15 protein-coding genes are annotated in these 20,304 nt (G+C 69.7%); 9 read left to right on the forward strand and 6 right to left on the reverse strand.

The window, feature by feature from the left end; genetic code table 11:
• Positions 1–124: 124 nt before the first annotated feature.
• Entirely contained in the window at positions 125–355 is a 231-nt protein-coding gene (locus tag J4H86_RS01200; RefSeq protein ID WP_236541343.1) for a hypothetical protein, read from the forward strand.
• A gap of 10 nt (positions 356–365) precedes the next feature.
• Positions 366–1,601, forward strand: coding sequence for a cysteine--1-D-myo-inosityl 2-amino-2-deoxy-alpha-D-glucopyranoside ligase (gene mshC, locus J4H86_RS01205; protein WP_236541344.1), 1,236 nt, complete (start codon positions 366–368; stop codon positions 1,599–1,601).
• 393 nt (positions 1,602–1,994) lie between these two features.
• On the opposite strand, the gene J4H86_RS01210 is transcribed toward mshC, so the two are convergent.
• Entirely contained in the window at positions 1,995–2,855 is an 861-nt protein-coding gene (locus tag J4H86_RS01210) for a PAC2 family protein (RefSeq protein WP_330932469.1), read from the reverse strand.
• A gap of 207 nt (positions 2,856–3,062) precedes the next feature.
• Here J4H86_RS01210 and metH point away from each other — a divergent pair, with 207 nt between their 5' ends.
• The 3 genes from metH to J4H86_RS01225 all read left to right on the forward strand — a co-directional run bounded on the left by metH (position 3,063) and on the right by J4H86_RS01225 (position 7,796).
• Positions 3,063–6,530, forward strand: a complete 3,468-nt coding sequence (gene metH / locus J4H86_RS01215) for a methionine synthase (protein WP_236541345.1) — start codon at positions 3,063–3,065, stop codon at positions 6,528–6,530.
• Positions 6,527–7,228 carry an HAD family hydrolase gene (locus J4H86_RS01220; RefSeq protein WP_236541346.1) on the forward strand — a complete coding sequence of 234 codons (702 nt, stop codon included), beginning with the start codon at positions 6,527–6,529 and terminating at the stop codon, positions 7,226–7,228. The genes metH and J4H86_RS01220 overlap by 4 nt, the downstream gene beginning before the upstream one ends.
• A 76-nt stretch (positions 7,229–7,304) precedes the next feature.
• Entirely contained in the window at positions 7,305–7,796 is a 492-nt protein-coding gene (locus tag J4H86_RS01225; protein ID WP_236541347.1) for a cellulose synthase, read from the forward strand.
• A 448-nt stretch (positions 7,797–8,244) separates the two neighbouring features.
• Here J4H86_RS01225 and J4H86_RS01230 read toward each other — a convergent pair whose 3' ends face one another.
• The 4 genes from J4H86_RS01230 to J4H86_RS01245 all read right to left on the reverse strand — a co-directional run bounded on the left by J4H86_RS01230 (position 8,245) and on the right by J4H86_RS01245 (position 14,718).
• Positions 8,245–9,645: a threonine/serine exporter family protein gene (locus J4H86_RS01230; RefSeq protein WP_236541348.1), complete on the reverse strand. Its 1,401-nt coding sequence runs from the start codon at positions 9,643–9,645 to the stop codon at positions 8,245–8,247.
• Positions 9,646–9,780: 135 nt separating this feature from the next.
• Positions 9,781–12,174, reverse strand: a complete 2,394-nt coding sequence (locus J4H86_RS01235; protein WP_236541349.1) for an ABC transporter permease — start codon at positions 12,172–12,174, stop codon at positions 9,781–9,783.
• 139 nt (positions 12,175–12,313) lie between these two features.
• Positions 12,314–13,114: an ABC transporter ATP-binding protein gene (locus J4H86_RS01240; RefSeq protein WP_236541350.1), complete on the reverse strand. Its 801-nt coding sequence runs from the start codon at positions 13,112–13,114 to the stop codon at positions 12,314–12,316.
• A gap of 770 nt (positions 13,115–13,884) precedes the next feature.
• Positions 13,885–14,718, reverse strand: a complete 834-nt coding sequence (locus J4H86_RS01245; RefSeq protein WP_236541351.1) for a RecB family exonuclease — start codon at positions 14,716–14,718, stop codon at positions 13,885–13,887.
• Between the two features lie 80 nt (positions 14,719–14,798).
• On the opposite strand from J4H86_RS01245, the gene J4H86_RS01250 reads away from it, so the two are divergent.
• Positions 14,799–15,944, forward strand: a complete 1,146-nt coding sequence (locus J4H86_RS01250) for a site-2 protease family protein (protein ID WP_236541352.1) — start codon at positions 14,799–14,801, stop codon at positions 15,942–15,944.
• A complete protein-coding gene (locus tag J4H86_RS01255) occupies positions 15,941–16,276 on the forward strand; it encodes a hypothetical protein (RefSeq protein ID WP_236541353.1) in 336 nt (111 codons plus the stop codon). Before J4H86_RS01250 ends, J4H86_RS01255 begins: the two co-directional genes overlap by 4 nt.
• A gap of 28 nt (positions 16,277–16,304) precedes the next feature.
• Here J4H86_RS01255 and ppgK read toward each other — a convergent pair whose 3' ends face one another.
• A complete protein-coding gene (gene ppgK / locus J4H86_RS01260) occupies positions 16,305–17,069 on the reverse strand; it encodes a polyphosphate--glucose phosphotransferase (RefSeq protein ID WP_236541354.1) in 765 nt (254 codons plus the stop codon).
• 175 nt (positions 17,070–17,244) lie between these two features.
• Here ppgK and J4H86_RS01265 point away from each other — a divergent pair, with 175 nt between their 5' ends.
• Both J4H86_RS01265 and arc read left to right on the forward strand, forming a co-directional pair.
• Entirely contained in the window at positions 17,245–18,168 is a 924-nt protein-coding gene (locus J4H86_RS01265) for a tRNA (adenine-N1)-methyltransferase (RefSeq protein WP_236541355.1), read from the forward strand.
• A 355-nt stretch (positions 18,169–18,523) separates the two neighbouring features.
• On the forward strand, positions 18,524–20,299 hold the full coding sequence (gene arc, locus J4H86_RS01270; RefSeq protein ID WP_236543856.1) for a proteasome ATPase: 1,776 nt from the start codon (positions 18,524–18,526) through the stop codon (positions 20,297–20,299).
• Positions 20,300–20,304 lie beyond the last annotated feature (5 nt).

The raw sequence follows: 20,304 nt of genomic DNA on the forward strand, positions 1-20,304 counted from the left end.
GGTAAACCGGGAGCACGCGCGGGACGTCCAATCAGCGCGAACGGTCGTCGAGTCTGTTCGACCCCGTTCGACGCTGCCGTTCGTGTCCATGGGGGTGTGCCGAGAGGATAGCGGGTGGAGGCCAGTGCGGCTGCGACAGGGAATCGAGGACTCGCCGGCGCCCGGTGGCGGTTCGGGGCGGCCCGTCCGTCGCGCGGCAGGGGTCGAGGTGTGGGCGTACTGGTTGTTGTACCTCGTCGCGATGCCCGCGTCGTGGCTGCACTGGATGCACGGTGACGTCACGATGGGATTGCTGTGCGCCACGGTCGTCCTGTTCAGCGTGCGCCTGATTACCCGCGTGCAAGCGGGCGGATAGTCTCGAATCCATGCAATCTTGGTCCTCGGACGACGTACCGCGCCTGGATGGAACCCCGCGGCCACTGCGACTGAACAGCGCTCCGCAGCCCGGTGCCGATCCGTCACCGGCAGCCCCCGGCACGACGAAGCGGTTGTACGTGTGCGGCATCACCCCCTACGACGCCGCCCACCTCGGACACGCGTTCACCTACCTCACCTTCGACCTCCTCAATCGGGTGTGGCGGGACGCCGGCGCGGAGGTGCACTACGTGCAGAACGTGACCGACATCGACGATCCGCTGCTCGAGCGGGCCGCGGCCACCGGTGAGGACTGGCGCGCTCTGGCGGCGCGGGAGATCGACGTCTTTCGCGCCGACATGGAAGCGCTACGCGTGTTGCCACCGCGCTCGTTCGTGGGGGTGGTGGAGTCCATCGACCTCATCGCCGACCTCGTCCAGCGGGTCCGCGCCCGAGGCGCCGCCTACGAGCTCGAGGGTGACGTCTACTTTTCCGTCGCCTCGGCCCCGCACTTCGGCGCCGTGAGCGGACTGGACCGCGACACCATGCTGGACCTGTTCGGCGAGCGTGGCGGCGACCCCACCCGCGCCGGGAAGAAGGATCCCCTGGACTGGCTGCTGTGGCGCGCCGAGCGCCCCGGTGAGCCGGCGTGGGACTCTCCCCTCGGCCGAGGCCGCCCCGGCTGGCACGTGGAGTGCAGCGCGATCTCCCTGCACGAGCTCGGATCCGGATTCGACGTCAACGGCGGCGGCGTGGACCTGGTCTTCCCCCACCACGAGATGGGGGCGGCCGAGGCCGAGTGCGCCACGGGGCACGCGCCCCAAGCCCAGCAGTACTGTCACGTCGCCATGGTCGGGCTCGACGGGGACAAGATGTCGAAGTCCCAGGGCAACCTCGTCTTCGTCTCCGGCCTGCGGGCCGAGGGCGCCGACCCGATGGCGATCCGACTCGCCCTGCTGGACCACCACTACGCGACGCCGTGGGACTGGACCGCGGACCAACTGGACCGTGCCGTTGCGCGTCTGGCCCGGTGGCGCTCCGCGGTCGCCCTGCCCTCCGGGGAGCCCGGGGCCGACGTGGTCACCGCGATCCGGGCGGCGTTGAGCGACGACCTGAACGCCCCCGCCGCCCTGACGGTGGTCGACCGGTGGGCGGCGCGCGCCATCGAGAACCAGGGGGGAACCGACCCGGAGGCCCCCGACCTGGTCCGCAGGGCCGTCGACGCGCTCCTGGGCGTCGCCCTGTAACGCGAGCCGCGCGCCGTGTGACGGGGAGTCGAGAAGACTCCCTGTCACGGGTTGATGACGCGGTGAGTGTGGGTAGGGGGTCGGAGTGCGGGAACCGAACGCTGCCTCGGTTTCAGCGGTCCTTGCGGCCCGACCCCCAGGAGGTGCCATGGAAGTCCCATGGGCGACGGTCAAGACCTGCGGCCAATGTGACGCGACGAACTCCGCGGCCACTCTCAACTGTTTCTACTGCGGCAACCCACTCCCTCCGAGCCACACGGTCGCGCCGGGCGTGCCGGAGGCACGCCCGGCGAGCATCTGGGAAGGGGTTCAGGCGAGCCCCAAGTAGGCATCCGCGCGTCCCAAAGACCCCCGGAACGCGCCCCGAACACCCGGGGGGAGGGGTCGGCCCCGTCAGGCGCCCGACCCCTTTCCACCGTCACGGCGTTTCAGGTAGCGCTCGAAGTCCCGCGCGATCGCGTCACCACTCGCCTCGGGGAGCTCCGCGGCGTCCTTGGCCTCCTCCAGACTGCGCACGTAGCTCGCGACGTCACTGTCCTCGTCGGCCAGCTCATCCACCCCGCGCTCCCACGCGCGGGCCTCCTCGGGAAGGTCGCCCATGGGCACCGACAGCTCCGCGGCGTCCTCGACGCGGCGCAGCAGGGCCAACGTGCCCTTCGGGCAGGGGGGCTGTGCCGCGTAGTGGGGAATCGCCGCCCACAACGACACCGCGTCCATTCCGGCCTCGGTGAACGCGTCGTGCAGCGCCCCGACCACGCCGGTCGGTCCCTCGTAGGAGGACGTCTCCAGGTCGAGACGGTCGCCCAGTTCCGGGGTGGACACGGTCGCGGTGACCGGGATCGGGCGGGTGTGCGGGGAGTCCGCTAGGAGGGCGCCCAGCAGGACCACACGGCGCACGCCCAGCCGTTGGGCCACGGTCACGAGCTCGGAACAGAACGCCCGCCAACGCATGTTGGGCTCGACCCCGCGCATCAACACCACGTCGCGCTGCGCGCCCTCGGGGCGCGCGACGCTCAGCCGCGTCGCCGGCCACTGCAGCCCCTGACTCACCCCGTCCACGATCCGCGCCCTGGGGCGCGAGACCTGGAAGTCGTAGTACTCGTCGGACTCGACGGCCACAACCTCCTGGGTCTCCCAGCGGGACGCGAGGTGCTCGGTGGCGGCACTGGCCGCCTCGCCCGCGTCGTTCCATCCCTCGAACGCGGCCACCATCACTGGCTCAACCAGGTCGGGCAGGTTCGGGAACTCAGCCACAGGCCGCCTCCTTTACGCATCGTGGCCCCCGGCGGTCCGTTCTCCGGCGGCGAGACCGGCGGACCACGGCCCACCCTACGTCCTGTCAACCCTCCCGCTCCGTCTTCACCACAAGGGGATCGACGACCAGGAGTTTTATCGCGGCGTTCGGGGTTACACCGGATGCGCCCGCCGCCGCCGAGCCCACCGACACTAAAGTGGTGACACATGAGCTCTCGACCATCCCTGCGTGAGGCCATCGCACGACGAGTCATAGTCGCTGACGGAGCTATGGGAACCATGCTCCAGGAACACGACATCACCCTGGACGATTTCCAGGGCCACGATGGCTGCAACGAGATTCTCAACATCACCCGTCCCGACGTCATCCGCCAGACGCACGCCGCGTTCTTCGAGGTTGGCTCGGACTGTGTGGAAACCAACACCTTCGGAACCAACTACGCCGCGCTGGGTGAGTATGACATCCCCGAGCGCACCTACGAACTCGCCGAGGCCGGCGCGCGCCTCGCCCGCGAGGTCGCCGACGACTACACCACCCCCGACCATCCCCGATTCGTCCTGGGATCCGTCGGCCCCGGCACCAAGCTTCCCTCGCTGGGCCACGCTCCCTACGCCCTTCTCCGTGACTACTACGAACAGTGCGCCCGCGGTCTGATCGAGGGAGGCGCCGACGCCATCCTCGTGGAGACCTGTCAGGACCTGCTGCAGACCAAGGCGGCCGTTCTCGGCGCGCAGCGGGCCCGCACCAGCCTCGGCACCGACACGGTGATCATCGCCCAGGTCACCGTCGAGACCACCGGCACCATGCTCCTCGGCTCCGAGATCGGGGCCGCGCTCACGACTCTGCGGCCACTGGGCGTGGACGTCGTGGGCATGAACTGCGCGACCGGGCCGGCGGAGATGAGCGAACACCTGCGCTACCTGGCGCAGCACTCACCGATCCCCATCTCCTGCATGCCCAACGCGGGCCTGCCGGAGCTGGGCAAGAACGGCGCGGTGTACCCGCTCACCCCCTCGGAGCTCGCCGACGCCCACGACACCTTCACCCGTGACTACGGCCTGAGCATGGTCGGAGGCTGCTGCGGTACCACACCCGAGCACCTGCGCCAGGTGGTGGAGCGCGTCCAGGGACGGGGCATCACGGACCGGACCCCGGTGTTTGACCCCGCCTCCTCGTCGCTGTACCAGTCGGTGCCGTTCCGCCAGGACGCGAGCTATCTCGCGGTGGGGGAGCGCACCAACGCCAACGGGTCCAAGAAGTTCCGTGAGGCCATGCTCGAGGAGCGGTGGGACGACTGCGTGGAGATCGCGCGGGACCAGATCCGTGACGGCGCGCACGTGCTCGACCTCAACATCGACTACGTGGGCCGGGACGGAACAGCGGACATGCGCGAGCTCGCCTCCCGGTTCGCCACCGCCTCCACCCTGCCCCTCATGCTGGACTCCACCGAGCCGGGCGTCCTGGAGGCCGGGCTGGAGGCGCTCGGTGGCCGCGCCATCATCAACTCGGTCAACTACGAGGACGGTGACGGGGAGAACTCCCGCTTTACCCGCATCATGCGACTCGTCAAGGAGCACGGAGCCGCCGTCGTCGGCCTGTGCATCGACGAGGAGGGCCAGGCCCGGACCCGTGACTGGAAGGTGCGGGTCGCCGAGCGCCTGATCAACGAACTGAACGAGAAGTGGGGGATGCGCACCGGTGACATCATCATCGACTGCCTCACCTTCCCCATCACCACCGGGCAGGAGGAGACCCGGCGCGACGGCATCGAGACGTTGGAGGCCATCCGGGAGCTCAAGCGACGTTTCCCCGAGGTCCAGACCACGCTGGGGCTGTCCAACCTGTCCTTCGGACTGAACCCGGCCGGACGGATCGTCCTCAACTCGGTGTACCTGCACGAGGCGGTCGAGGCGGGACTGGACTCGGCGATCGTGCACGCGTCGAAGATCCTGCCGATGAACCGTATCCCCGACGAGCAGCGCCAGGCGGCGCTCGACCTGATCTACGACCGGCGTGAGGGCGACTTCGACCCCCTGTCCCGGTTCATGGAGCTGTTCGAGGGCGTTGACGCCCAGGCGATGAAGGAGTCCCGCGCCGAGGCACTGGCGGCCCTCCCGCTGTGGGAACGCCTGGAGCGGCGGATCATCGACGGTGAGATGAACGGCATGGACGCCGACCTCGACGAGGCCCTCGCAGAGAAGGCCGCCCTGGAGATCGTCAACGACCACCTCCTCGCCGGGATGAAGGTCGTCGGCGAGCTCTTCGGATCCGGCGAGATGCAGTTGCCGTTCGTGCTGAAGTCGGCGGAGACCATGAAGGGCGCGGTCGCGCACCTCGAGCCCCACATGGAGAAGTCCGACGACGACGGGAAGGGCCGGATCGTGCTCGCCACCGTCAAGGGCGACGTGCACGACATCGGAAAGAACCTCGTCGACATCATCCTCTCCAACAACGGCTACGACGTCGTCAACATCGGCATCAAGCAACCGGTGTCGGCGATCCTGGAGGCCGCGGAGGAGAACCGGGCCGACCTCATCGGCATGTCCGGACTCCTGGTCAAATCCACGGTGATCATGAAGGAGAACCTCGAGGAGATGAACTCCCGCGGGCTCTCCCAGTTCCCCGTGTTGCTCGGCGGTGCCGCGCTCACCCGTGCCTTCGTGGAGGAGGACCTCGCCGAGCTGTACGAGGGAGAGGTGCGCTACGCCAAGGACGCGTTCGAGGGGCTGCGGCTCATGGACGCGTTCATGGCGGTGAAACGTGGTGAGGACGGCGCGGAACTGCCCGCACTGCGCCAGCGCCGCGTGAAGTCCGGCTCCAAGCTCAAGGTGACCGAGCCCGAGGACATGCCGGCACGCAGCGACGTCTCCGTCGTCAACCCCGTGCCCACGCCACCGTTCTGGGGCGACCGCATCAGCAAGGGAATCCCGCTCGCCGACTACACGGCCTACCTGGACGAACGTGCCACCTTCATGGGGCAGTGGGGGCTCAAGGCCTCCCGCGCCGCCGACGGCCCCAGCTACGAGGAGCTCGTCGAGACGGAGGGACGGCCCCGGATGCGGATGTGGCTCGACCGCATCCAGACCGAGGGCTGGCTGGAGGCCGCGGTCGTCTACGGCTACTTCCCGTGCTACAGCGAGGGCGACGACCTGGTCGTCCTCAACGAGGACGGCGCGGAACGCACCCGGTTCACCTTCCCGCGCCAGCGCCGCGACCGGCACCTGTGCCTGGCCGACTACTTCAGGCCGAAGGAGTCCGGTGAGACCGACGTCGTCGCCTTCCAGACGGTGACGGTCGGCTCGGCGATCAGCCGCGCCACACAGAAGCTCTTCGAGGCGAACTCCTACCGCGACTACCTGGAACTGCACGGCCTGAGTGTGCAGCTCACCGAGGCGCTCGCGGAGTACTGGCACACCCGGGTGCGATCCGAGCTCGGTTTCGCGGGGGAAGATCCCGCGGACATCGAGGCGTTCTTCAAGTTGGGGTACCGTGGCGCCCGCTTCTCGCTGGGCTACGGAGCCTGCCCCAACCTGGAGGACCGGGCCAAGATCATGAAGCTGCTCGAGCCGGAACGCGTCGGGGTGACCCTGTCGGAGGAGTTCCAGCTCGTGCCCGAGCAGGCCACCGACGCCATCATCATCCACCATCCCGAGGCGAAGTACTTCAACGCGTGACAGACACTCCGATCTCACACCCGAGCCCGCCCCTCGCGCCGCACGGCGCGGGCGGCGGGCTCGCCGCCGTCCTCTTCGACATGGACGGCACCCTGCTGGACTCCGAGGTGCTGTGGGCCGAGGCGGAGAAGGAGGTGTGCGCGGATCTCGGCTACGTGTGGGGCGACGCCGACCACCACCGTAACCTCGGGAGCCACATCGAGGCGGTCGCCGCCTACATCGCCGAACGCGCCACCCGACCCGTCTCCGCCGGTCACGTCGCCACGCTCCTGGTCGACAACCTGCGTGGACGGCTGAACAACGGTGCGCCGCCCCGCCCCGGGGCCACCCGCCTCCTGGCGGAGGTGGCGGCGTCGCCGGTCCCCGCGGCTCTGGTGACCTCCACCTACCGCCACCTCATCCGCCCGGCGTTCGGCCCCCTGGGCACCCACCACTTCGACACCGTGGTCGCCGGCGACGAGGTCGACGGCCGCAACAAGCCGCACCCCGAGCCCTACCTGCGCGCGGTGGCACGCCTGGGGGTCGCGCCGGGCCACTGCGTGGCGCTGGAGGACTCCGCCACCGGGGCGAGGTCCGCCCTCGCGGCGGGCTGCGTCACGGTGGTCGTCGGCACCTCGTTGACGGTGCCGGAGGGCGTCCACACGGCAGCGTCGTTGGAGGACCTGGACCTGGACCGCCTCCACGCCCTCATCGGCTGACCCGTCTCCCGCGAAGGCCGTCCCCCTAGGGGGTTGGCCGGATGCGTCGTTTGGGGGCGAGTGTCACACTGGAGGTATGGAGGACCAGATTCAATACGCGGGTCAGATCCTCGGCGTGACGCTGTTCGTGGTGGGGCTCGTCGTGTCGTGGGTGGTTTGGCGTCGCCGTGGCGCCGCCTACGGACTGAGAGGTGTCGCCTGGTCTTCACTGATACTCGCGGCCGGTCTCACCGGCCTGATCGACGCCCTGTGGGTGTTCGGCGCCCAGCTCGTCGGTAACGTCCTCAATCCAGTCCTGTGGGCGGGGCTCGGCACCGGTGGGTTCGCGGTGCTGCTCTACGTCATCTCCGGAGTGATGAAGGCACGCGGGGTCGGGACCAAGGGCCGAGGCGGCAAGGCCGGCACCGCCAACGGCGGGACCGACGCGGCACCGCCCAAGGCCGCGCCCTCGGGCAAGGGAGCGGCCGGTCAGGTGGGTTCGGGCTCCGGGTCTGGAGCCGGAGCTGGAGCCGACGCCGACGACTTCGGCGACATCGAGGCCATCCTGCGCGAGCGCGGGATCTCCTAGCAACCCCTCGGTCCCGACGATCCTGTGCCGGTCCGCCCGAGAGCGGACCGGCACGGTGGCTTTCGTAGGCGATCGCCCCTCGGCCACCGTCCACGTCGGACGCGTTCCCCAGCGACCGTCGCGCCCTGGCAGCGGGGACGGGCACCGGAGGGCGGCGCGCGGACGCTCATCAGACGGAGTCGCCGGCTGGACGGATCCACGTGGGCAGGGGGCCGCCGCCCCCGACGTTCGGCGAGCCATGTGAGTCAACGGACGCTAGCCGGTCGCGGGTCGAGCCCGTGTGCCGTCACCGTTCAGGACGGCGCGCCTCTCGCGCCCTCACCGCACGGGGGAGCGGCCGTCGCGGCGCGGGCGACCGCGGTCGCCCTGCCCACGGCCTCCCGCCGCGTTCGGAGGACGAGCCGCGTGTGGTCCTCCCGACGGCCTACGCCCCCGGTAGCCGAGCCCGTCACCGGGAAGCGGTGAACCCGCCCCTCGTCCGGCGAGCCGCGGGACGACTCCGCCGTCCCGCGCCGGCGAGGCCCCCGCGCTGGAACGCGCGGATCAGCTCGCCACCAAGGTTCGCCCCGGCGCCCAAGGCGAGGCCCACCGCGACCGCCTCCGACAGGCTCAACAGTCCTCCCACACCGTCGCCGGTGCTGAGTTCGAGCAGTCCCCGGTACAGGATGCTTCCCGGCAGCAGCGGGGCGATGGCGGGAATGATGTAGGGCAAGGCCGGACGCTGGGTCCGCCGCGCCAACCAGTGCCCGATCACCCCGATCGTGATCGCGCCGATGACCGTGGCCACGACCGAGGGCACACCGAGGCTGTGCCGCATCCAGGCGAAGACCAACCAGATCAGCACCCCCATCACGCCGATGGCGGGCAGCATCCGCGGCGGGACCGAGAGCGACACGGCGAACGCCATCGCGATCCCGGCCGCGCCCAGCAACACCGCGATGTTCGTGGGGTCGGTGTCGGCGACGGGGAGGTTGTCCAGCTTCATGTCCACACCGAGGCGTACCGCCAGATAGGCCACGGCACCCACACCGGACAGGATCGCGCCGAGGGTGAAGAACACCTCCAGCAGTCGGGCCCCCGCGCTGACGTAACTTCCGCCGATGCCGTCCTGGAGACTGGACACCAGCGGACGTCCGGGAAGCAAGGCCATGATGTTCCCGGTGATCACGGCGCCGGCCTGTACACCCGTGCCGGTCCAGGAGTCCGCGGACAGCAGCGCCACGCCGATCGCGGCGGAGATCGCCGCCGCCCCCGCCATCTGGTAGAACTCCGCGATGCCGCGCCGGGCGAGGAAGACCGACACCCGTTCCCCCAGCACGGTGGCCACGAACGCGGCCGCGGCGACGATGAGACCGCCGCCCATCATCACACTCGCGCTCGCGGCGATGAGCCCGAATCCGGTCACCACCAGCATGTTGGTGTAGGGCGAGCGGTCGTTCTTGATGGCGCGCAGCCGCTGCAGTGCCTCGTCCAGCTCCAACATGCCCAGCGCCGAGTCCTGCACCAGGCGGTGCAGTTCACTGACACGGAAGTAGTCCAGAGTACGGCGACGGACCACCCGCTCCCCGGTGATCGGGATCTGGTTGGCGCCCGGATGACAGGAGATCGAGATCGCGGTGAACGTCACCGACACTTCGGTACGGGGAAGCTCGAAGGCGACCGACAGCGACAGCATCGCGTCGTTCACGGCCTCGGTGGCCTCGCCGCTGGCCAGCAGGAGTTCACCGACGCGCAGGATCAGGTCGATGGCCCGCGGGTCGGGAATCGCCTCAGCCTCGTCATCGAGGTCGTCGTGGGAGTGGCCACCGTCGCCGCCCAGACGCCAGTCCTTCAACCGGCTGAGGAACATTCCGTCTCCACGCGAACCCGGCCGACGGGGACGCCGCATGACACACCCCTCCTCACGGTCGAAGACAGCGGGTAACGGAATCCAAGCACTCAGCCAGAGGGAACACGACGTGTCGACTCCTTGTTCCGTCCGGAACTACTCGGCGGAGATGGCGCGCAACACGTTCATCCGCGCCGCCCGCCACGCGGGCCACACGGCGGCCACAACGCCGATCCCGACACCGAGAACGAGCAGCGTCGCCAGTTGTCCGGTCGGAACTGAGAACTCCCTGAGGTCCACGAGGATCTGTTGAAAGGCCCATCCGAAACCCAGGCCCACGGCGACGCCGGTCAGTGCGCCGAATGCCGCGATTACCGTTGCCTCAAGCCGTACCATGCGCCGTAGTTGCCACCGTGCGAGTCCGACCGCCCGCAACAGTCCGATCTCGCGGGTGCGTTCCGCCGTGGCCAGCGCCAACGTGTTCACGATGCCCAGGGCCGCGATCACCACGGACATGGCCAACATCACATACACGAGGTTGGTGAGGGACGCCAACTGGTCGCCGTAGAACTCCTTGAGCTCACCGCGGTCCATCAGCCCGAGGCCGCTGTGGGCGTCGGCGACGCTGTTGAGTTCGTCGCGCAGCTCCGTTCCGGCGGGCCCGGCGGTGTCGAGGTAGGCGAAGGCCGTGAGCTCCTCGTCGAAGTGTTCGGCGTAGCCCGAGGTGTCCAGGAGGACGGGCAGTGGATAGACGTCGCTGGGCTCGTAGCGACCGGTCAGTTCGAGTTCGGCGCTCGCGCCGGTCGGGAACCGGAACTCCACCTCCTCACCCGTCCGCCACCCGTGGGCGTCGGCCACGTCCTCACGCGCCGCGAACTGCGTGTCCCGCTCCGGCGGGGAGCCGTCGACCATCCGCAGGTCCCACGCCTCCTCGACCTCGTCCCCAGCGATGCCACCCATGGGCATCGGCTGGTCGTCCGTCACCGTCATCCCGAAGCGCAGAGCCAGGACCCGCTCCACACCCTCCACGTCGCCCAGCTCAGCGACCGCCTCCGGCGTGATGGTTCCGTTCGGGCCGTCCGGCTGGGCGATGAAGTCGAATCCCAACTCGTCGTCGATCCACCGATCCAACGACGCGGCCATCGACGCGCTCAGCACGGCGATCATCGTCACGAGCGTCATCCCGACCATCAACGCGGAGGCCGTGGCGGCGGTACGGCGTGGGTTGCGCATCGCGTTCGCCCGGCCCAACCGACCACTGACGCCCAGCAGCGTGATCGGGGCTCCGACCGCGGCGACCACGGGACGACTCAGGACGGGGGCGAGGAGGGCCACGCCCAGCACCACCGCGGCACCACCCAGCCCCACCTGCCAGGCCGCGAGGTCGCCCTCGGGGGAGGTGACACCACGCGCGACAGAGACACCACCCGTCGCCACGAGGAGAAGTCCCGCGACGAGCCGGCCGCGCAGCGAGGACACCGGCATCGCCACCTCGTCGCGGAGCACCGCGACCGGGGGTACGCGGGTCGCTCGACGGATCGGCCCGTAGGCGCTGACCAGCGTCACCCCGAGGCCCGTGGCGACGCCCGCGGCCATCGTGGGAGCGTCCAGGACAGGAGTGGTGTCCGGCAGCGCGATCCCGAACGCTTCGGCCACGCGCAGGATCCCCAACGTCAGCCCGTACCCGGCGATGATGCCCGCGACCGACGCCACGACCCCCACGACGACGGCCTCACCCAGCACCATGAGCCGCACCTGGTGGCGACCGGCACCCACCGCGCGGAGCAACGCGAGCTCCCGTCCCCGTTGGGCGAGCAGCATCGCGAAGGTGTTGACGATCAGGAACGCGCCGACGAACACCGCGATCCCGGCGAAGACGAGCAGCACGGTCGTGAGGAACCCCAACGCCTCGCCGAGGTCGGCGGCGTTCTCCACCCGCACGACGTCCATCGGCACCGACTCGGTGCCCAGGTCGAGTACGGGAGCGACCGAGTCCGCGACCTGCCACTGCGACTTTCCCTCGACGCCGACCAGGTAGAACTCGCTGACCGCTCCCGTGTCACCCAGGACCACGTCCTGGGCGACGGCGTGGTCCAGGCCGACGATGGTGGCTCCGGCCAGCCCCGTGGCGCCGGCGACCGTGAAAACACCACTCAGCCGAAACTCGTGCTCGGCCCCGGCCAGACGGATCCGGGTCGTGTCCCCGACGTCCAGCCCGGCCTCCTGGGCGGTGGCCGTGTCCAGTACGAACTCCTCGGGGGCGTTCGGTGCACGCCCCGAGAGGTCGTAGCCCGACCCAGGGCGATCGTGCCACGACATCACGAACTGTGGCGCCCCCGTCGTACCCACCGGCTCACCCGAAGGGTCCAGGACCGTGCCGGTACTGAGCACCATCGGGTACACGGCGTGGACGTCGTCCGCCTCCCGCAGCTCCTCGGCCAGGCTCTCCGACAGCGTGGTCGTGGTGTCCCCGTAGTCGGCGAACCCCTGAGCGAACGCGCCCTCCACGCGCACCACCGCGTCGATGTCGGCGTCGAAGCCGTCCATCATCTGGTCGAACGCCCGATCGATGGTGGAGTTCAGGATCAGGGTCCCCGAGGTGACGCCACGCCGAGAACGACGGCGAGGGTCGTCATCGCCAGTCGCCCCCCGTGCGCCCTCACCGAACGCAGGACGAGGCGCGGCAGGATCACGCGTGGCCCCCCGGTACGCCGGGATCCCGCAACGCCTTCATCCGCTCCAGGACGCCCTCACGCGTCGGCTCCGCGAGCTGGTCGACCACCCGCCCGTCGGACAGGAAGACCACGATGTCGGCGTGGCTGGCGGTGGCGGGGTCGTGTGTCACCATGACGACCGTCTGACCCGTGTCCCGTACCGAGTCACCGAGGAAGCGGAGGATTTCCGTACCGGCGCGGGAGTCCAGGTTGCCGGTCGGCTCGTCCGCGAAGACGATCTCGGGTCGTGAGACGAGGGCCCGGGCGCAGGCGACCCGTTGCTGTTGGCCTCCGGAGAGCTCCGCGGGCCGGTGTCGGAGCCGGTCGCCCAGGCCCATGGTGGACACGACCCGGTCCAGCCATTCGGTGTCCACCCGTCGCCCGGCGATGTCCAGGGGGAGCCGGATGTTCTCCAGGGCCGTCAACATCGGCACCAGGTTGTAGGCCTGGAACACGAACCCCACCCGATCGCGCCGCAGGCGAGTCAACTGGCGGTCGCCCAACCCGGACAACTCGGTCTGACCCAGCAGCATGCTGCCCGAGGTGAGCGTATCCAAACCCGCCATGCAGTGCATGAGCGTGGACTTGCCCGACCCGGAGGGGCCCATGACGGCCGTGAACCGACCGCGCGGAATCCCCAGGTTCACCCCGTCCAGCGCGTCCACACGGGCGGTGCCGCGACCGTAGGACTTGCGCGCGTCCACCGCGCGGGCGGCCAACGCCGACCCCGCCGGATCGCGCAACTCCTCCGCGGTGACGGGCACGGTCAGTGCCATACGTCCCTCCCCCAGGTTCCAGGAGCCGCTGTTCCTGGAACCCTACGGTGCGTCCGTCGAGACCGTCTCCCCCGTCTGGGGGAAACGGTGGCGCGGTGGGGACACGTCGCGGTGTCGTGCGGGCCGACGGTCGCCACGAAGGATCCTGCACGGCCCGCGGCACCGTCCTCGGGCGGCGAGCCCCATCCACGAGGCTCGATCCCGGCGTCAGCGGCGATTCGCCGCGGTCCCCTCGCGCTCGGTTGGCCGTGGCGCCGGTCGGACGGGGCGCACGCCAACCGCGAGTTCCCGCGCCTCCTCGGCTCGACCGGCCGCGCCGATCGTCCTCGTGGTGTTGACGGCGCGTACGACGACCACGCGAGGACGTGGGTCGGGCGGACCCACGGTGGGTTCCTCCTCGTGCGATGCCCCCGGCGCGCCGGGAGGAGCGGTACGACGTGGGCGGACTCCCTGCCCAGTGCGCAACAACGGGCGGACCGCGGGGCGAGTGTAGTCGGGGCGACGCGGCCGAACCACTCCCAGTGGGGCCACCGGACCTCCACCACGTGGTCGCCGGGTGCGAACACTCCCGCGGGTCGGGCACGATCGGGGGAGGACACACCCACCCGCGACGTCACACGGACGGTCTCCACGGTCCTCCCCGTGACCAGCACGGGCGTGCGGCCTCGGGTCGGGGGTGGTGGTCCCGCCATCCTGTTCGCCGCCGGGGCGTCACGCACCGTCAGGTCGTACGGACCGGCCCGCGGCGCACGACGGCGGTCGGGCCACGATCAGTTCGGCGTGGCCTCCGGCGTGGGCAAGGGCGGAGGAGTGCCACCAAACTCCGGGCAGTGCGCCTGGTGGTCACACCAGCCGCACAGCTTGCTCGGCTTGGCGGGCCACTCGCCGGAGCGGGCCGTGGCCTCGATCGCCTCCCAGATGCCCTGGATCTCGACCTCGGCGGCACGCAGCTCCCCCTCGGTGGGCTCGTACCACAGCCACCCCGAGTCGCCCAGGTACATCAACTGCAGGCGCCGAGGGATCTCGCCGTACACCCGCCAGATCATCAGCGCGTAGAAGTAGATCTGGAACCGTGCCTTGTCGGTGAAGCGGGGCGGCGGCGCCTTGCCGGTCTTGTAGTCGACCACGCGCATCGCACCGTTGGGGGCCACGTCCAGGCGGTCCACGTATCCCCGCAGGCGTAGTCCCGACTCCAGGGTGACGTCCAACCGCAGCTCGCGTTCCCGGGGCTCGACCCGACCCGGGTGCTCCATCTCGAAGTAGCGCCGAACCAGGGTCCGCGCGTCCTCCAACCAGGCGTCGAGGTCCTCCAGCGAGTCGAACATGTCCTCGAACTCGGGACTCTCGCCCACCATCACGTCCCACCGCGGCTCCACCATGGCCAACGCGGAATCCGGGGTACGCTCCTCGGGCGCCAGGGAGAACACGTCGTCCAGCACGGCGTGCACGAGGGTCCCCCGCACCGCGGCGGGCTTTGGCTCCTCGGGCAGCCGGTCGACGGTTCGGAACCGAAACAGCAGCGGACACTGCATGAAGTCGGCCGCACGCGAGGGGGAGAGTACGGGCTCCAGGGGCAGGCGCGGTCCGGAAGGGCGCTCGGGCATGGGGGCAAGCCTAGTTGCTTCCCCGGCTCGCGCCGCACCACGCGGAAAGGATTGGGGACAACGCCACGTAGCCTGGAAGTGTGTCGGAACCGAGGAACACGCGCGGCAGGACCGCCGATCGCCGGGGGCCGGGTCTGCTCATGGCGCGGATCGCGGGAATCCCGATCTACGTCTCTCCCTCCTGGCTGATCATCGCGGCCATCATCACCGTGTTGTACGAGCCGATCGTGGAGGGCATCCTCGGGCTGGGAATCCTCTCCTACCTGGTCGCCTTCGCCTTCGCGGTCCTTCTCTACGCGTCGGTGTTGGTGCACGAGCTCGCGCACGCCCTCGTGGCCAGGGGGTACGGCCTGCCAGTCCGCCGGATCCGGCTCTACATGCTGGGCGGTGTCTCCGAGATCGAACGCGACCCGCAGACGCCCCGGCGGGAGTTCTGGGTCGCGTTCAGCGGACCGTTGCTCTCACTGGTGCTCGCCGGGGTGAGCTTCGGGCTCTACCTGATGATGCCTCCGCTGACGGTGCTGAGCGTCCTCACGTGGCAGCTCTGGGTCGCCAACCTCCTCGTCGCGGTGTTCAACCTGCTCCCTGGCCTTCCCCTGGACGGGGGCCGGCTGCTGCGCGCGGGCGTGTGGGCGGCCACCCGCAACGCCGACCGGGGAACGCTGGCCGCGGCCTGGGCGGGACGGTGCATCGCCGTCGTCGTCGCCGCCCTCCCGTTCCTGCTCGCCTGGTGGGCCGGAACGTCCCCCCAGGTGTTCGGGGTGCTGCTCGCGGTCCTCCTGGCGGCGTTCCTGTGGATGGGAGCGACGAGTTCCCTGCGCACCGCGCGCCTGCGGCGCCGCGTTCCCAGTCTGCGCGCCGCCGAGCTCGCCCGTGTCCCCGTCCTCGTCGCCGCCGACACGCCGTTGGCCGAGGCCGAGCGGCAGCGCCTCAGCCAAGGGGCTGGCGCGATCGTGGTCACCGACTCCGGCGGCGAACCGATCTCCATGGTGCACGTCGCGGCGGCCGACGCGGTTCCCGAGACGCGCCGCCCCTGGGTGCCGGTCTCCAGCGTCTCCCGTGCCATCACCCCGGGCGGTGTCATCCCTGCCCGGCTCTCGGGCGAGGACCTGCTGCACGCGTTGGGCGCCCATCCGGCGGGGGAGTACCTGCTGCGGGCGGACGACGGCACGATCATGGGCGTTCTGTACGCGAAGGACATCCAGGACGCGCTCAGCCGGGCATGACGCTGGACCCGGGAGCCGTGGCATCCCTCCACCAGCTCGCCACCGACCTCACACGTCTCGGGATGCGTGCTCGGGTAGACCCCGTCACGCGCAGCGTGGACGTGGCCACGACCGGAGTGTCGGCGCGCGGTCCCAACACCTGGGTCGCGCTGCGCGCCGTGCTCCGGCCACACGGCGAGGACCTGTGGTGGTGGGTCACGATCCCCGGGGGCGACCTGGGCTACGTTCCCGGGGAACGGCCGATTCCGGCGGCGGTGCCCGTCGCCCCGGCCACGGCGGTGGATCGGGTCGTCGCGCGGATCCGTGGCGTCCTGGACCTCGACGTGCCGTGACCCACCACCGGTCGGCCCCGGAGTCGGCTCAGTTCGTCGCGCGCCGTTCGTGGGCGAGCGCCGCCGCGCCGAGGATGCCCGCGGTGTTGCGCAGGTGTGCCGCCACGATCGGACACGGCAGATCCAGCAACGGCAGGAACTGGTCGGCCTCCCGACTGACGCCGCCCCCCACCACGATGAGGTCCGGCCACAACACCCGACACACGGCGCTGTAGTACCGCTGGAGACGTGACGCCCAGTCGGGGAAGCTCAACCCCTCCCGTTCCTTCACGCTCGCCGCGGCCCACGTCTCCGCGTCCCGTCCGTCCAACTCGATGTGCCCGAGCTCGGTGTTGGGGACCAAACGCCCATCGACCAGCAGCGCGCTTCCGATCCCCGTCCCGAGCGTCGTGACCAGCACGGTCCCCACCGCGCCCCGGGCCGCTCCGAAACGGTGCTCGGCCACCGCGGCGGCGTCGGCGTCGTTGACCGCGAACACCTCCCGCCCCGTCCGCTCCGAAAGCAGCGCCGACACGTTCACGCCGATCCACGACGGATCCACGTTGGCGGCCGTGCGCGCGATCCCGTGCTGGATCACCGCCGGGAACGTGACCCCGACCGGTGAGCGCGACGGTACGTGACCGGAGAGGTCCTCGGTGAGCCGGGCGACCACCTCCGCCACCGTCTCCGGAAGAGCCGGATGCGGCGTCGGGTACTTGACCCGGTCGACGAGCAGCGTCCCATTGTCCAGATCGACCGGCGCGCCCTTGATCCCGCTGCCGCCGATATCGATCCCCAGCCCGGCCTCGCCCATCGCCTCCGCGCCCCTTTCCGACCATGACGTGATTGCCAGACGACAATTCAATCGTGTTCCGCGGCCTCGGGCGACGCGGGCGCCGTGGGTCGGCGGTACGGATACCCTGAGCGGCGGCCCGCAACGCGGCTGACCACGCACACATCACGGCAACGGCCAGAAAGCACAATTCACAGTGACCCCAATCCACGCCCGCCGCGGAGCGTTCGTCGCAGGTGACCTCGTCCAGCTCACCGACCCCAAGGCACGCCGCCACACCATCACCCTCAAGCCGGGGGCGACGTTCCACACCCACCGAGGGGGACTCGACCACGACGACCTGATCGGTCTTCCCGAGGGAAGCGTCGTCCGTAGCTCCGGCGGGACCGGCTACGTCGCGCTGCGCCCGCTGCTCGCCGACTTCACGTTGTCGATGAAGCGCGGCGCGACCATCGTCTACCCCAAGGACGCGGCCCAGGTCATCGCCGAGGCCGACATCTTCCCCGGCGCCCGCGTGGTGGAGGCCGGGGCCGGTTCGGGGGCCATGTCCAGTTGGTTGCTGCGCGCGGTCGGCCCCGATGGGGCGGTCATCTCCTACGAACGCCGCGAGGACTTCGCCGCCACCGCCCGTCGCAACGTCGAGAAGTTCCTCGGTGCGGTGCCCGACACCTGGGACCTCCGCGTCGGTGACCTCGCCGAGCAGGAGGAGGAGCTGGGCGCACTGGAGGCCGACCGGGTGTTCCTGGACATGCTCGCCCCGTGGGAGTGCCTCGACACCGCCGCGGCGGCCCTCATCCCCGGCGGTCTGTTCTGCGGGTACGTCGCCACCACCACGCAGCTCGCCCGGCTCGTCGAGGGGTTGCGCGACCACGGTGGGTTCTTCGAGCCCCGATCCTGGGAGACCATGGTGCGCACCTGGCACGTCGAAGGGCTGGCCGTGCGACCGGACCACCGGATGGTGGGACACACCGGTTTCCTGGTGACCGCCCGACGTCTCGCCGACGGCGCGGTCCCTCCCGAACGTCGGCGTCGGCCCGCCAAGGGTGCCTACCCAGCCCAGGACACATCCCAGGCCGCCAGCGACTCGCCGGCCGCCGCGCCGGAGCCGGCGGGGGACTGACCACTCCGCGACACCGACCCGTCCCGCCCGTCCCGACCCTCCGCGGATGGCCGATCTGGCCTTCTTCGGGGGGTTTCGGCGCGTCGTGCACCGTCTTCGCCCCCGCGTCGTCCTTAATTGTGGTCGGACAGAACAGAGCTAAGGGATGGGACACACGGGGGACGGACCTGACAATCCCGGCCCCGACCAGTGGCGGTCACGTTACGTTTTCATAGCACAGCGGGTTGCCACCTAGTGCGTGACCTCGATTTCTGCGAATCAGTGCAGTGAGACCTTCGACACCGCCACTCCGGCAAGGTTACGAATGGGGCCGGGATAGGTAGTGTTCCGAGTAGTCGTCCTCTTCGACTGGGAGGTGGCGGACGTGGCCGAACGTGAAGACGAGCGTGGAGCCCAACGCGAAGTGGCGGACCTGCGGGCTCAGGTCGCCGACTTGGAGAAGGAGATCGAGCTACTCCAGCGCAAGCTGGCCGACACTCCACGTCACCAGAGGCTGTTGGAGGACCGTCTACGCGAGGCCCAGGCCAACCTCGCCGCGGCCAACGGCCGGAACGAGCGCCTCGTGGCGACGCTGAAGGAGTCACGGGACCAGATCGTCGCCCTCAAGGAGGAGGTCGACCGGCTCGCACAACCCCCGTCCGGGTTCGGTGTGTTCCTCGCCGCGCGGGAGGACGGAACGGCGGAGATCTACACCAACGGTCGCAAGATGCGGGTGAACGTGAGCCCCTCGGTGGACCTGGAGGAACTACGCCAGGGCCAGGAGGTGATGCTCAACGAGGCGTTCAACATCATCGAGGCCTACGAGTTCGAGACCGTGGGCGAGGTCGTCATGCTCAAGGAGGTCCTCGACGACGGCGAACGCGCGCTGGTCATCTCCCACCACGACGAGGAGAAGATCGTCCGGTTGGCCGACCCGTTGCGGGACCAGCCGGTGCGTCCCGGGGACTCGTTGCTGTTGGAGTCCCGGTCGGGATACGTCTACGAGCGCATCCCCAAGTCCGAGGTCGAGGAACTCATCCTGGAGGAGGTTCCCGACATCGCCTACGCCGACATCGGTGGCCTCGCCGGCCAGATCGAGATGATCCGCGACGCGGTGGAGCTCCCCTACCTGCACAAGGAGCTCTTCTACGAGCACGCGCTGCGACCGCCCAAGGGTGTCCTGCTGTACGGGCCGCCCGGGTGTGGCAAGACCCTGATCGCCAAGGCTGTCGCCAACTCCCTGGCCAAGCAGGTCGCGGAGAAGACGGGCAAGGACGTCGGCAAGAGCTTCTTCCTGAACATCAAGGGTCCGGAGCTGCTCAACAAGTACGTCGGCGAGACCGAGCGTCACATTCGGCTCGTGTTCCAGCGGGCGCGGGAGAAGGCCAGCGAGGGCACTCCCGTCATCGTGTTCTTCGACGAGATGGACTCCATCTTCCGCACCCGAGGGTCCGGAGTGTCCAGCGACGTGGAGAACACGATCGTTCCCCAGCTCCTCAGCGAGATCGACGGGGTGGAGGGACTGGAGAACGTCATCGTCATCGGCGCCTCCAACCGTGAGGACATGATCGACCCCGCCATCCTGCGGCCGGGCCGACTCGACGTGAAGATCAAGATCGAGCGTCCCGACGCCGAGGCGGCACGGGACATCTTCTCCAAGTACGTCACCACCGACCTCCCTCTGCACCCCGAGGACCTCGACGAACACGGAAACTCCACCCAGTCCACGGTGGACGCCATGATCCAGCGGGTCGTGGAGCGCATGTACGACGAGACCGAGGAGAACCGTTTCCTGGAGGTCACCTACGCCAACGGTGACAAGGACGTCCTCTACTTCAAGGACTTCAACTCCGGCGCCATGATCCAGAACATCGTGGACCGCGCCAAGAAAATGGCGATCAAGTCCTACATCGACGCCGGGGAAAAGCAGGGCAGCAAGGGAATCCGCGTCTCCCACCTGTTGCAGGCCTGCCTGGACGAGTTCAGCGAGAACGAGGACCTGCCCAACACCACCAACCCCGACGACTGGGCCCGGATCTCCGGAAAGAAGGGGGAGCGCATCGTCTACATCCGCACCCTCGTCTCCGGAAAGAAGGGCGCCGACGCTGGTCGTTCCATCGACACCGTTCCAAACACCGGTCAGTATCTGTGAGTGAC

The sequence above is a fragment of the Spiractinospora alimapuensis genome (genome assembly GCF_018437505.1).
In the GTDB taxonomy this organism is placed as follows: Bacteria; Actinomycetota; Actinomycetes; order Streptosporangiales; family Streptosporangiaceae; genus Spiractinospora; species Spiractinospora alimapuensis.